Origin of the sequence: Paenibacillus sp. FSL R7-0272, assembly GCF_037969905.1 — a bacterium.
GTDB classification, from domain to species: Bacteria; Bacillota; Bacilli; order Paenibacillales; family Paenibacillaceae; genus Paenibacillus; species Paenibacillus polysaccharolyticus.
Window position 1 is genome coordinate 4,621,186 of the sequence record NZ_CP150221.1, and the last position, 13,590, is coordinate 4,634,775.

The window sequence follows — 13,590 nt, forward strand, 5'->3', positions numbered from 1 at the left end:
ATTTATAGTTTTTAATTTAAAGTTTTTTCACAAGTTTATTCTATTCAAACTAATTCTAATTACGGAGGTAACAATCGATGGGAAAAATGGGGAAATGGAAATTTGGAACGGTAGGCTTTTTAGTCGGTACTTTATTTTTCAGTGGAATAGCTTGGGGAGCAACAAACAAGATTGAAGTCAGCTTTGATCCGGTTAGATTTATTGTGGACAAAGTCGACAAAACTCCTTCTGGTGGTAAATTTAACAATAACGGCTCGCCTGTTCCCTCCTCCTTCATCTACAGTGGAACAACATATGTGCCTATTAAGCTCATTGGAGATATGATAGGGAAGCCTGTTGCCTGGGATGGTAAAACAAAATCTGTTTTGTTTGGGGACTCGGTAGCAGAAGGAGATTACCTTTCTAACAAGCCTCCAATTAAGATAGCTGAAGATATGGTGATTAATGGTAAGATGAAAATCGACGGGCAGGAATATGATAAAGGTTTACAGCTTCCAAAAAGAGGTTTTATCATTAACGGTTTTGGTGATCATCATAAGTCCCTTACTCAAAGCTACACCCTAAATGGACAATATTCAGATTTATCCTTTATGTACGGGGTTGACGATAGTGTTAAAGAAGGATCAGGAAAATTAACTATTATAGGGGATGGGAAGGTTCTTTGGACTAGTATAGTTAGCAAAGGTGTGCCAATCCAGAGTGCGAGTGTTAATACTTCTGGTGTTCTAGATCTTAGCCTGGAATTCGGAGTCGTTAATGAAGGATATGCTATGATTAATATTGTGAATCCTGTGTTATCTCGTAAATAATTAAAAAATTATGTAGTTAGTTCGCACTTCTATGAAATTAGCAAATTGAACTGTAATCTTACACCTATCCTAAAGCACCTGCATTTAAAATTTGCATCAGCAATTATTGCTTCATAGGTAAACATCATCTAACAACAATATTTCGCAACATTACATCAGTCTTTCATGCTAAAAAGCTTTAATTTGTTAACATTGACAAAAATCTTTCAATCATATTTTAATGAAAAAAATGATCAGGGGGATTAAAATGAAATGCAAGAAGCTACTGGGTATAATGGGGACGGTACTGCTCTCTGTACAATTGGTAACTACAGCCTTCGCCACAGATCCAACTGAAAAATTCGAAGACGTCAAATCCTCTCACTGGGCGTACGGTACAATTCAATGGGCCGTCAACAATGGTGTAATCAAAGGTTACCCAGATGGTACGTTCAAACCAAACAAGCAAGTATCTGAAGCTGAATTCTTGATGATGTTCATCTCGGCTTACGAAGATGTAAAACCAATTTCTGGTCAAACACACTGGGCTGACCCAGTGTACCAAATCGCAGTTGCGAAAAACTGGCCAGTAAATGGTGCCGCTAACACTGCAATTGGCAGAGCTACACGTGACCAGGCAGTTACTCGTGGTGATGTAGCCAACATCATCGCTGGTGCCAACGGTATTAACTACATCGGAAAAGAAGCTATTCAGTACTTGTTGAACGAGAATCTGGCAGGTGGTAAAACTGGAAGTACAGTAGAAGGATACAAGGGTAATGATAAACTTACTCGTGCCGAAGCTGTAGCGTTCATCCAACGGGCTAAAAACAATGGCCTGACTAAATTGGAAGATCGTCCACGTTTCCCAACTGACAAGCCGGTAACACCACCAGCTACAAATGTATCTGCTGATGTTAAAACAGTGTACGATGCTATGAACAATGTGGTGCATAGCAACAGTACATACAAAGACTATACAGTCCGATACTCAACTACCACTGTTAGTGTGATGAAAACAGAGGGAGGAGGACACACCTCCTTCAGTATAGCAGAAACTTCACAGGGATATAACAGAGTTATGCTTTTTGAAGCTGGCAATCCCGATACTTGGAAGTTGGCCATAGAAATGCTCAAATCAGTTGGTATACCTGTTTCAGAAAACTTTCTTAATAAGATTGATGATGCGGTGAATGAGCGTAAGACTTTTACCACAACATATGATAAGTACAAGGTCTCAATATATCCACATGCTACAGCATACAACACCGTACAAATTATGTTTAAGTAATACTTTTGGGGGCTCACACTAATGTGCGGGTCCAAATTTTTTTGACGAGCATCGCATCCTCCTAGCACAGTTAAATAATTGACACAAAAATATTGTCCGATTTTTAATTGAAATAAAAGGACTGAGTCAGTTGTCAATAAAACAAAGTTTTCTAGATGCCTGCCAAAACAACGATTCATTAAAGTGTGCTATGCTCATTAGTATCTATAGAAACGAAATTCTCCAAGAGCCACTATTCATCTTTGAATGCGTGGCTCTTGGAGATGTACAGACACTTTTATTGATGTTAAACAACGGTCTGAATCCAAATTTGTGCGACTTTGAAGGGATCAGTCTGCTACACCTTTGTTGGCAACTTGATAAGAGTGATGAAGCAGGTGTACTCCTTGACTTTGGTGCAGACCCAAAGCAATTAAACATTTATGGTGAAACGCCGTTTAAGACAGCAATGAGAAATGCATGCTTCCACACTGTATCAATTCATTAACATTTCAGTGGATTTTTTGATTTAGAGGACTGCCAGAACATGAAGAACCCAATGGCAAAGAAACTTTGAGTGTATTCAGCAAAACACCATGCATTAAAGAAAGCCCTTTTACTCACGGTAATGTCAGCTAAGCTCTACTGATGCCGCCGACCATGTGCCCTGTGCGTTCGTTCCAGACAATAGGTTCAACATAACCGAACTCCTCTATGCTCCCGCGAAGCTTCTCATATTCAATGTCACCAGGCTGAAAGTCAACGCGGGGGTATATACTGCTATGTTTATCTGATCGATCGGCACGATTCTGATGTTCATCTTCTCTACCTCCAAAATAAAAAGACAGGCTGTACATCGCCTGTCCTTAAAAAATACCTATCATATCTATAGCTTTTTCTACGCGGGCCTTTGAGGACTCACCATAGTACAAAATATTATTGCATTCCAAAGCCAAAAACTTTATAACACGGAATACTGGTTTAAGAATTTCCTCCTCACTTCCAGTAATCACGTAAGCCATAGGCTTAAAATGAGCAAATTGATTACGGTAATCGATCATTTTCTCAATAGCATCTAATTCAGCCTGTGTCAGTACTAAACTTCTGCTTTCTGTATATTTCAACATAAATTGATCATCTTGGCATCGTTCAAGGACTGATCTGATATCTAACAATTTCCCTTTAGCAGGGTAAATGAACATATCTATATAACCCGGATCGTCCTCACCATATTTCTTAGATATGTCATCTCTCATTTCAGCCAATACACGTTTATTAATTTGTCCATCTAGAGACTTGTATACTGTCGCTGATGGGTTCGACCCCTTAATCGCAAGGATCCCAAAACCATAGAGCGCCCCGTGTAATGCAACCATTAGCCACTTAAACCGATGCTGATAATTAATGTCGGAGTAAAAAAGAGAAGCTTTTTCTAAATAATCTATTGCGTTTTCCAATTCGTCTGTACGATAGTTATCATTCATAAATCCCCCCCCCCCCCTGAAGAGTATTTTACTCTGAACGTTTAAACAAAGCACCTTCTCTTTGATTCGAGGATTAGAAGATATAACCAAATGGACCAATTGAGTTGAGTTGGTTTCAACGTTTGGGCAAGCTTCATATTCGTGTGTACGCTCACTCAGCGCCTGTTCTCCGCTCCTCAAATGGTTGATCCCTGCAAAACCAAACGGACGATCTCATGCTGAGAAGCCTTAAACGGCTCATATTCCGTCATATGAGAGCAAAAGAAAAAGCACCCAGAAGGATGCTTGGTTGTTTAACCTTTAATACCTTTAGCTCCTTCAAGTGCACCTAGGAGCCTTTCATAGACGTTAATTGCATATCTATTCCTACTAGTAAACAAATCTTGAGCTGCTTTAGTAACGGTACTGCCCGCGTGGTTCTGTTCAAGATAAAAAACTACTTGAGCCGCCCACTTCTCATATTCTGGGCCATCGATACGAAACGTCCCAGCAGCTCCAGCAGATTTATGACTCTCTAGAGCCTTTCCTTGCGTAATCAAATCTTCAAGCATATTAGCCACCTCCTTCCGTCGATTTTTGTATCATTTCGACACACAGGAAGGATTTCCCTCTTTTGGTGTCGAAAGTCCTAGGACGAAAGGAGGTGTATCACCATGAACTGGCAATCTGTAACTTCATCAAACATTGACGCCATTGCTTATGACTCAGGCACATCCACACTCTATGTTAGATTCAACAACGGAACCTCGTACTCCTATTCGGGTGTCCCGCAAAGTGAATATAACGGCTTGATGTCCGCATCTTCTCATGGCAGTTATCTGGCTTCACACATCAAAGGCAGATACCCGTACAGCAAGCTCTAATCTTGATTGATTAAAATCACAGCTGGTCCAGTAAATGTTTGTTCTTGCTGGCCAACTGTGATTTTAAATTCCTGGTGAGGGTCAACCGAAATAGCTTGAACACCTTCACGACCTGAAAGTTCTTGGCTCAATTGTTTTGTACTCTGACTCATGATGATTCATCCCTCCTTCTTAATTCCTAATATCTCCAAAGAAGCGCTAGGAATACCTCGCTCAACAACGACTCATCGCGACCTCCGAAGAAGTGGCAAGCGTCTTACAAGGGTTATGATAATGCCGACACCTGGACTTGAACCTAAAACCGCTACCTTTCTGTGCATCAATCATCCCCACTACCTCCAAGGTTGAGTTTGTTTTGTATGTAAAAGAAAAAGCACCACGAAGGGTGCTTATTTTACTCCGATACGGTACTCAGGTTCAACATGGTTCTCATTGCCATAGGTAATGGAAACTATTTCACGTTTCTCATGACGAATCTTAAGCTTGTCTCCAACGGACATCTTGTAATCCCATGAACGGTTTTCTTCTTTCAGTTCAGCCACGTCAGTTGTATGAAAGAGTTTACCTTCATTATAGAAACGGATAACTGCATTTTCTTCGATCTTGATGTTCATCACCTCCTGGTACCATATTACAATAAACTCTATGGTTTTTCTTCTTTTACACATAGTTGAAGAGGTTTAGGACAAAACTGTTTCACCCCATCCCATCTGCCCCATACATAACCTTTGCATTTCTCCGGCTGCTTGTTGGGGCGTATGCGTATCTTCTTCCGTCTTCTGCTGATCACTTCAATCCCTCAAAAAAAAGCCGATTCAGTAAAGGAACGACTTTAACGTGATATGTATGATATTGGTGTTACGTCTTAAAAGCATACGACCGTAACGGTCGCCGCAAAACGCTATGCTCTTTGCTTTAAAAGCATATGCACTTTGTAACTATAGAGAAAGGGCAAGACCATTTTAATTTTTGGATTAAGCCTTGTCAAACAGAACGATACCAATACTTTATTAATTTAAAGATCGGCACTGCTCTTTAACTCTTGATAGCTCGCTATTTCACACCAATGTTCACTATTAAGAGTTAGTGATTAATCTCTTTCTGTAATACTGTCATCAAATCGTATATTAAAGTAAAGTTATCTATTGATGTTCCAGCTCGATTAGCTAAGATGTTTGTTTCATCTTGAGAATAAGACTCTCTGTAACATTCATCTAAGTATATTTCAAAGACAAACCATGAGTCAGTAATTTGCTTAACTTCGTATTCATTAAAGCACAAGGCTAGATTCTCAGGAGATATATTATGCTTATATTCAAGAGTGCTTAGATTCTTGTGAATTTCCATACCATCGGAATATGTGATTGCCTTTAAAATATCGCCGCTCCTTTTCATTAAAACTTTTATATATTGATATTTTAGCGAGTTTCTGTACATTTTTTTCTCTTCTTCTTTGTTTTCAGATATTGATTGGTTTAATAGAAGCGTTTGCTCTGTTAAATCTACAGTCTTAACTGCCGCTTCGGAAGCTTTATTAGTTGACTTATAAACAAAAAAAGACAATATCAAAGTTGCAAAAGCATTTACCACTGAAATCCACTCATTTGAGCTTAGGTTCCTGATCCACTCCATAATACCCCTCCCAAATTCATGTGAAATACGAGCAAGAAGAAGAACGTCCAAGTCATATGCAGCATGTGCAGCTGTACGTTTCATTCTTGCTCAATTTCCACAATACATATATATCACCTAAAAAGTCTATTGCCCGTTCAATAAAAGGTCAAAAACCATTCGAAAAACTCCTTTCATAACTGATGGAACTCACATAAAATAAAGGATTTCTATCATTAAATCTTCTGAGAAGATACCTTGGGTCGATTTCCTTATCGATCTCAATGATAATTTCAAATTTTTCATCAGTCTCTATAATGTCATCAAACGCATCTTTTCTTCCTGACATCATCTTATTAATAATACTTACATCGCCTAAATCAACTTTATCTATAAACTCAAACATATTATCTACTTCAATATTATTTAAGGCTTTACACCATAGTACATGCACCTGAAGTATCGGCCTTATCTGCGATTCTGAGAGACTATCTACTACCTCTTGAGCCAAGTCTGGATTGAATATACGCATGAAATCTTGTAATGAAGCAATACATATAGTTTTACCTTGAGATACATCATAAAACTCTTCAATTAACTCACGTCTCGGAGAAATCGGTTTTTTTTCTTTCCCTGCTCCTGACTTATAGAACCAATCCTCTTTAAAATCGGTAGTCACGAATATTACGTCTTCTTTTAAAGACAGGATATAGTTCCACACAAAAAAATCGCCGTATTTATTCTCTGTTTTACCCCCATCTCCACCAGTTAAGGGAGGTCTCTTAGCCTTTGCCCTCTCTTCAGCTAATCTCATTAATGCTTCTTCGGAGTTCATCTCAAAGTTTATTTCCTCAAAGAAAGGTCTTAAAGAGTCCAAAACAATGTCATCATTAAACAGCTTTTTCAAATCTATTATTAATTGCTTTAAGTCTTCTTTGTATTTATCACGACTAACAGCATAAGATTTTTCACTCTCCACATATGTATTTTCTTTATCAATTAAACCTAACAACGGAAGAACCGATTCTAATTTTTGCGGTTTTTGGATACTCGTAAGTAGAAGCTCTATCTTTTCTATAGCCTCAGTTATCTTGAGTGGTCTTTGGTGAATAAACTCCTTGAAAACTTGCGGAGGTATTTTTAGTCTGTTAGCTCCAGAAAGTTTACTTAATGCTTCAAGAACTTCATGAAAAACAACATCTTTCCACTGGTAGGCAGAAAGTAATGCATTGGTGTCGAAAACTACTTTAGCAGTATTAACAATCTCTTCAATCGGTTTAGGTTTAAAGAAAAACTTCTCAATACTTCCACTCATAAGCTCTCCTCCTTAATTTATTTACAATAATATCAAATGAAAAAGAAGAAAAATAGACCGACATTTAGCCGACCTCAAATTCTTCAAACTTTTCAAGTCTTAATGCAGCACCCAGAATGCTGATTGCTTCCTTTTTCTCTCTCAGGTACGTGCTATGGCTAATTCCCATTTCTCCGCAATTTATGTAATCGAACCACCCTCATTATCTAAATAGCCCCGGTTAATAATCTCACGCTTTACAGAAGACAACCTCTCCATTGCAAGACTGAGCAAACGATCTTTTTCCTTCAGTTCAGCTTCCTTGTCGACGTTGTAAACAGCAATATTCTCTGTCTGCTTGCTGAACGCATTAGTGGACTGGTGCTCTTCAACTGCGTGACTGCTGCTTCGCGGTGGATGTGCCGGTTCAGATCCCGTCTTCCTTTGATGTGAATGTGCAGCCAGCCATGCTGGCAAGTGCCCAGGATGTTCAGCAGGCTTCGGCAAGTGGCAGCTCCGTGCTCATCGATTCTCGCGATGCTCGCCGCTATGCGGGTCTGGAGGAACCCATTGATGCCAAGGCCGGACATATTCCGGGTGCGGTGAATTATTTTTGGAAAGATGTGCTTGGTGCGGATGGTCGCTGGTCTGGTGTTGAAGCATTAGAGGAGCGGTTCGTGAAGCTGGGGAAAGATGATGCGATCATCGTGTACTGTGGCTCTGGCGTATCCGCCTGCCCGAACGTGATTGCGCTGGAAGAAGCGGGATTCTCGAATGTGAAGTTGTATTCCGGAAGCTGGAGCGACTGGATTAGTTATGAGGGGAATCCGGTGGCGACGGAGGAAGAGTAGTTCGGAGGACAAGTCTACAGTTTCTCAATGACAAATACACCGCCTTGCAGGCCGATGCCTGGGGCGGTGTATTTTCTTTGCCTGAGCACCACTCTGGAATACGGGAGAGATGGCGGTATCGTTGCACAGGATGGCTAAAGCTTTTCAACTTTTACGCTTGTCCACTCGCGTCCGTGAACCAATGCTCTAAACGGGATTTTGTTGCCGGATGAGGCATATAAATCATCATTCGCTGATCTGGTTCATTGGGGAATTGAAGGGTGACATGCTCGAATTCAATAACTCCAAACGTGGGGTGCAAAAGCTTCTTGTAGCCGTCAAGGGAAACTGGCACTTCATGATACTGCCACATTCTTGTAAAATCATCGCTTGTCCTCTTCAGATCTTCAATTAACTTGTCGAATGAATCATCATTCAGATACCGTGCTCTTGCCGTTCTGAACTCAGCAATCATTCTTCGTGAGACACTCTCCCAATCCTCCGATCCTTCTTTCCAAATAGAATCCGTAAATTGGCGCCACATCAAATTATAATCATGCGGGGGTGACACCCTATGAATCATAAATACAGCATCTGCCGCTTCATTCCAAGCTAAAAAATCCCACTTTTTCCCGATGACATAGGCCGGATTAGGATGCAATTCATTCAGCATGTCCTGAATGGATGGGCTCAGTTTCTCTTCAATGATCGTTGATTGAGGAGGCAGTGATTCTCCAGCAAGCAAAAAGAGATGTCTTCGCTCATTGGGTGTCAGCTTGAGTGCTGAAGCCAAGCTTTCCAGTACACCTACCGACGGACGAATATCACGACCTTGTTCAAGGCGCGTGTACCATGAGAGTCCTATATTCGCGATCCCGGCGACCTCCTCTCGCCGCAAGCCTCGTGTGCGACGACGATTGCCAGGCAAAAGGCCAACATCAAGGGGAGAAACGGAGGCGCGTAAATCTCTTAAGAAATTACCTAGCGCTAAACGGCGCTCACTGTCGTTCAAGTAAACCTCCCCCTTATCCTATCACTCACAAACCTACCATTAAGCAGGTTCTCGTGACCATTTAGTAGTCAAATTATACTGAAGGCAGTTGATGAGATCAACAATTCCAGGCAAGGAGAATGAATATGACAACCATTGCAGGACAAATGTTGGCAAACAAGGTAGTAATGATTACAGGTGCGGGGCGAGGCATTGGAGCTGAGGCAGCAAGACTGTTTGTACAGCAAGGGGCTTCTGTGATGCTCGTCGCGAGGACAGAGTCTGAGTTGCGTAAAGTCAGGGATGAAATTGTGACATCGGGTGGAGATGCTGCATATTTCACAGCCGATCTGTCCGATTCACGCAATGTTGAACAAGCTGTTAAAGCTACAATGGAACGATATGGCCGTCTTGATGCCGCTTTTAATAACGCAGGTATTGGAGTCACGGTATCATCGCTGGTGGATGAAAGAGAAGAAGACTTCGACCTGATCCAGTCCGTAAATTATAAAGCAGTCTGGATGTGCATGAAAGCCCAGATTAAAGTGATGATGGAGACTTCAGGGTCAGGTTCTATTGTTAACACCAGCAGCGTGGGTAGTCTGAAGGCAAATCCGGGCTTGGGAGCTTACGGGGCATCTAAACGAGCGGTAAACAGCCTGACTCAAACAGCTGCAGTCGAATATGGTCCAGCGGGTATCCGTGTCAATGCAATTGCTCCGGGGACCACAATGACGGATATGCTTCAGCAGTGGGTTTCTATCAACCCCGATATCATTGAACAGATTCGTGCGAAGACACCTCTGAAGCGTCCTGCTGAACCTATTGAGATTGCTAATGCAGCCGCTTGGTTGCTTAGTGATTATTCATCTTTTGTTACTGGAGTCGTTTTGCCTGTGGACGGTGGACTTAGTGTATAAGATTCAGTGGTCTAGGTCGGAATGTCTGAATTGATGTAGACATATCTTCGATTGCAATCGCAAGCGGGTTATGGGAAGAATAAATATTTTGATGATATTCTTAGAAAAGGCTTTCTGGACTAATCTGAGAGTTAACAAACTCCCAGTTAGTCCCTTTTTTTGATTCACGTTAAAAGAAAAAACGCGATGGACATCCGTCCACCACGATTGAACAATGAAATCGATTATTGCTTTTTACTTAACGATACGTTTGCTGTTAACGTCTTGTCGATCGTCGTCCAGTTTACATAAGCACCTAGTATTTCATTGATAACAGAAACCGGAACTACGGTTTCGCCATTTAAAAGCTTTGGCACTTTACTATTGAACACTAGTTTATCGTTAATTGAATACACATCCGAACCAATTTGAGCACTTATATTTTTCGTGCCTAATTGGATTTGTGTTGTACGCGTCTTATTATCCCACACGACTGTACCGCCCAATAGCTCCGAAATGGTTCGAATCGGTACGTAAAATTCATCGTTATGAACAACCGGTTTGATGGTCGTACCCCCTACATTCATTGCAACGTCAACATATTCAAGGAAATCGCTCTTTCGAATGAGCCCATGAACCCCTTTCGTTCGGTCTACGACCTGGGATACTTCATAATCCGTTGCCGCCGATAGGTACGCATAAGCTACACTTCTATCCATATCAAGCTTATCGGATAAGAATTGAATCGATTCACGTACCGATTCTTTCATTGCTTCATTCAAATCAGGATCAAGTCCAATGGGAATCCAATATTCCTCTGTTTCAGCAAAGGGTCGTGTGAATTCTCCACGATGCGGGATCGATGGATCACCTTTCTTTAACAGCGTTAACCGAACCGTCCCCCTTAAAGAAGCTTCCAACGCAGTTAACGCTACTTCCCCATCTCCTTGAGCAAAGTGTGGATCTCCAGTATAAAATAAACCGCCTTTGACTTGAATCGGATAATAAATAGTTGCACCGACACCTAACTCATTAATATCCATATTCCCTCCCGTTTCAATAGGCGGGATCGAACTCACTACTTCGCTGGTATTCGGTGCAACCCCCATAACACCTAGAAACGGGTTAATGGGGAAACGTACATTTTTCCCAGCTTTTGTTGGTAACAAACCATACCAATTACCGTTGATCTCTTCAATAGGTGTAAATATAGATACATTATTATATAGTTCAGGTTTTGTTGCGCTAGCCCCCTCTTGTGGGCCTGTATTTTCTGGAAACTCGTCAGGAAGGGCACCTTTACCATGACGATTAGAAATGACACCATAGGGAACTCGAGTTTGCAACGAAAGGACTTCTACTTTAAGAACATCTCCTGGCATTGCTCCCTCAACGGCTACTGGCCCAGTGATGATATGAGGTCCGTCTTTTACATAATCATGCTTAATTGGAGAAGCCGCAATTGCCTTAGCATCATCCAACACGCCATCGGGGGAGATACCGAATTTGCCGAAGTACTCCACTGGATTTCTCCCCTGATCTTCAATCAGTCCCTCATGCGATACCGTATCAAATGTTACAGCACTTCCTGATGGTACTGTGAGAATCGGAGAGCTATCTCGATTAGGCAGTGATCCCCAGCGAACGTTTTCAATCGCAGACGTTACATAATAATCACCTTCTACCTTATCAAATGTTGTTGGTTGCAACGGCATACTAAATCCCACTGAAGGTAGAGCAAATGTAAACATACCCACAATCCCTACTGAAACACCAATTTTCCTAATCGTTCGGTTAATAAACATCACGTCCCCCCTAGGTTATGCAACATTATGTAATATTATATAACACGTATAAACAGTAACATATAAATCTATTTAAAACAATATTTTCTTGTTAACAAAAGTAACAAAAAAGGGCTATAACCCGAGAAAAACTTATTAAATCATAAACAAATGTTAATATATCTAACATATGAAAGGCGTGTAAAACTTAAATATGTTTCCTAAACTTAATGAACATTCTTCAGATATCAGTTATGAGGGGAATGCGGTGGTTGCCCGTATTTATTCATCGGCTTTTTAGGCACTATATTGGTTGGGGTACACGTCGTGATCTATCAAATTCATTCTATAGACTTCATTTAAATAATAAAAATCGCCCCTAATTTTGTTATCTATTAAACGTGCTAAAATAGGATTTAGACCTGCTAAACTTATTGAGGGGTACCTCCTCAATCCATCAAGAAGAGGTGAACAACGATGACGGAGTCATATCATGGAATACATTCGAATTTGCAATTTCCAAGTAGCATCTTTAATATCGACCGCAAGGATGTTCCAGCACTTCTGGAAGCTACGAACGTCAAGCACCAGGAGACCATTGCGGAAAAACTGACTGGTTCGGAGTATGCACTTCATTTACTCCTTGCTGTAGAAGCTGCTAAGCAACTAGTATCAGAATGGACTGAAGCAGTACAGCGATGGTCGCCGCCGCTTATCCTTGATCTGTCCATATGCTCAATTGACTGCGCTGTTGAACTCCTGCAAAACCCTGAGCGGCGACTGCTTCGCTTCTGGTTTTATTCCGAAGATGTACCGGAGGACTGGAGAGAGGGGCACAGTGACCGCTTTTTCGATCTTACGGTGACCATTGACGCCGAATCACTGACCGTGCAACATGCTGCAGGGCCAAGCAGATGAAACAATAGAGCCTGCATTCGGAGACACTAACACTTGTCGATACTCTACCAACAGCCTGAAGGACATTAACACAGACTTCGGGCTTTGAAGCCAGAGTGTAGTAAGTAACAAGTATAACGGCTCTACAATACCTGATCCACTATTTCAATTTATCCACCCGTTCACTATTCTCCCAGATGGCAGGATTATTAATCACCTGACTCTTCCCACGCATAATAGAATCGTAACTATCCTTTCCAGATGTATACCAGTCCACAATAACTACCTTTCCTTTCAGATCTTGTACCAAGAATTCAGTAGACTCCGCATATTCACCTACATCCTTTATAATACGTGCATTCATTTTTAGATAATAAAAACTCTGCTCTCCTTCAATATAATCCACTTTTTCAGCTTCCATCTTGACCTCTCTCACTTGGTTATAAGTTAAATTGTTCTTGCGAAACAGATTATATTGTGATCTGATCTTCTTTTCCGTATATAGTTTGAGGTTCGGGTTATCAATATATCTACTAACGTCAAATTCCAGACCGTTCCATATGACTTTGTAATATCCAGATAAAACCTCTGCACAGAGTTCATAAGCCTTCTCCGTATCCAAAGTAGATAAACTTGGATTGTTGGTCGTTCCCCTCCCTATCAGAGAAGCAGAATCTCCATGTCCTCCTTTGCCCTTGCTACGATCAGACTGTTCACATGCACTAGTAAGCCACATCGTTATTAACAATAAAACAAGGTAAGTATGCTTCATCGTATCCCTCCAAGACTCAATTTTCAATTAATCAATATTTTATTAAAATTTTATATAATTAACATAATTATTTACATTTTTACCTCAAAAGAATATACTCTGATATG

General features: G+C 40.9%; 16 protein-coding genes and 1 pseudogene. 7 read left to right on the plus strand and 10 right to left on the minus strand.

Translation table 11 applies throughout. The features are described 5' to 3' along the window. The first annotated feature begins 77 nt into the window (after window positions 1-77). The 3 genes from MKY23_RS20480 to MKY23_RS20490 all read left to right on the plus strand — a co-directional run bounded on the left by MKY23_RS20480 (window position 78) and on the right by MKY23_RS20490 (window position 2,566). Complete coding sequence (locus MKY23_RS20480) at window positions 78-809, plus strand: NPCBM/NEW2 domain-containing protein (RefSeq protein ID WP_339831812.1); 732 nt, start codon at window positions 78-80, stop codon at window positions 807-809. A gap of 247 nt (window positions 810-1,056) precedes the next feature. Next, the gene (locus tag MKY23_RS20485; protein ID WP_339831814.1) at window positions 1,057-2,079 is read left to right on the plus strand and encodes an S-layer homology domain-containing protein; all 1,023 of its coding nucleotides are present in this window, start codon (window positions 1,057-1,059) and stop codon (window positions 2,077-2,079) included. A gap of 130 nt (window positions 2,080-2,209) precedes the next feature. Beyond that, window positions 2,210-2,566 (plus strand): hypothetical protein, encoded by a 357-nt coding sequence (locus tag MKY23_RS20490; protein ID WP_127544934.1) that lies wholly within the window; start codon window positions 2,210-2,212, stop codon window positions 2,564-2,566. Window positions 2,567-2,924: 358 nt separating this feature from the next. Here MKY23_RS20490 and MKY23_RS20495 read toward each other — a convergent pair whose 3' ends face one another. Further along, on the minus strand, window positions 2,925-3,542 hold the full coding sequence (locus MKY23_RS20495) for a hypothetical protein (protein ID WP_339831819.1): 618 nt from the start codon (window positions 3,540-3,542) through the stop codon (window positions 2,925-2,927). A 293-nt stretch (window positions 3,543-3,835) separates the two neighbouring features. Next, a complete protein-coding gene (locus tag MKY23_RS20500; RefSeq protein ID WP_127544929.1) occupies window positions 3,836-4,093 on the minus strand; it encodes a hypothetical protein in 258 nt (85 codons plus the stop codon). A gap of 102 nt (window positions 4,094-4,195) precedes the next feature. Here MKY23_RS20500 and MKY23_RS20505 point away from each other — a divergent pair, with 102 nt between their 5' ends. After that, a complete protein-coding gene (locus MKY23_RS20505; RefSeq protein ID WP_127544926.1) occupies window positions 4,196-4,405 on the plus strand; it encodes a KTSC domain-containing protein in 210 nt (69 codons plus the stop codon). Here MKY23_RS20505 and MKY23_RS20510 read toward each other — a convergent pair. From MKY23_RS20510 to MKY23_RS20530, 5 genes are all read right to left on the minus strand, one after another. Further along, window positions 4,402-4,557: a BC1881 family protein gene (locus tag MKY23_RS20510; RefSeq protein WP_127544923.1), complete on the minus strand. Its 156-nt coding sequence runs from the start codon at window positions 4,555-4,557 to the stop codon at window positions 4,402-4,404. The two genes, MKY23_RS20505 and MKY23_RS20510, sit on opposite strands and share 4 nt — an antisense overlap. Window positions 4,558-4,794: 237 nt before the next feature. Further along, complete coding sequence (locus MKY23_RS20515; protein ID WP_127544920.1) at window positions 4,795-5,019, minus strand: hypothetical protein; 225 nt, start codon at window positions 5,017-5,019, stop codon at window positions 4,795-4,797. 469 nt (window positions 5,020-5,488) lie between these two features. Further along, window positions 5,489-6,121, minus strand: a complete 633-nt coding sequence (locus tag MKY23_RS20520; RefSeq protein WP_127544917.1) for a hypothetical protein — start codon at window positions 6,119-6,121, stop codon at window positions 5,489-5,491. Window positions 6,122-6,185: 64 nt separating this feature from the next. After that, window positions 6,186-7,331, minus strand: a complete 1,146-nt coding sequence (locus MKY23_RS20525; RefSeq protein ID WP_339831824.1) for a PIN-like domain-containing protein — start codon at window positions 7,329-7,331, stop codon at window positions 6,186-6,188. 180 nt (window positions 7,332-7,511) lie between these two features. Then, a complete protein-coding gene (locus tag MKY23_RS20530) occupies window positions 7,512-7,787 on the minus strand; it encodes a hypothetical protein (protein WP_339839765.1) in 276 nt (91 codons plus the stop codon). Here MKY23_RS20530 and MKY23_RS20535 point away from each other — a divergent pair. Then, window positions 7,727-8,161: pseudogene (locus tag MKY23_RS20535) on the plus strand (rhodanese-like domain-containing protein); the annotation flags it as partial. The gene MKY23_RS20530 and the pseudogene MKY23_RS20535 overlap by 61 nt on opposite strands. 151 nt (window positions 8,162-8,312) lie before the next feature. Here the strand turns inward: MKY23_RS20535 and MKY23_RS20540 are convergent. Next, window positions 8,313-9,152 carry a helix-turn-helix transcriptional regulator gene (locus MKY23_RS20540; RefSeq protein ID WP_339831827.1) on the minus strand — a complete coding sequence of 280 codons (840 nt, stop codon included), beginning with the start codon at window positions 9,150-9,152 and terminating at the stop codon, window positions 8,313-8,315. Between the two features lie 119 nt (window positions 9,153-9,271). On the opposite strand from MKY23_RS20540, the gene MKY23_RS20545 reads away from it, so the two are divergent. Then, window positions 9,272-10,051 carry an SDR family oxidoreductase gene (locus tag MKY23_RS20545; protein WP_339831830.1) on the plus strand — a complete coding sequence of 260 codons (780 nt, stop codon included), beginning with the start codon at window positions 9,272-9,274 and terminating at the stop codon, window positions 10,049-10,051. 224 nt (window positions 10,052-10,275) lie between these two features. Here the strand turns inward: MKY23_RS20545 and MKY23_RS20550 are convergent, their stop codons facing one another. Then, a complete protein-coding gene (locus MKY23_RS20550; protein ID WP_339831833.1) occupies window positions 10,276-11,835 on the minus strand; it encodes an acetamidase/formamidase family protein in 1,560 nt (519 codons plus the stop codon). Window positions 11,836-12,291: 456 nt separating this feature from the next. Here MKY23_RS20550 and MKY23_RS20555 point away from each other — a divergent pair, with 456 nt between their 5' ends. After that, window positions 12,292-12,732, plus strand: coding sequence for a hypothetical protein (locus MKY23_RS20555; RefSeq protein ID WP_154887899.1), 441 nt, complete (start codon window positions 12,292-12,294; stop codon window positions 12,730-12,732). Between the two features lie 139 nt (window positions 12,733-12,871). On the opposite strand, the gene MKY23_RS20560 is transcribed toward MKY23_RS20555, so the two are convergent. Beyond that, on the minus strand, window positions 12,872-13,483 hold the full coding sequence (locus MKY23_RS20560) for a hypothetical protein (protein WP_154887898.1): 612 nt from the start codon (window positions 13,481-13,483) through the stop codon (window positions 12,872-12,874). Between the last annotated feature and the right edge of the window lie 107 nt (window positions 13,484-13,590).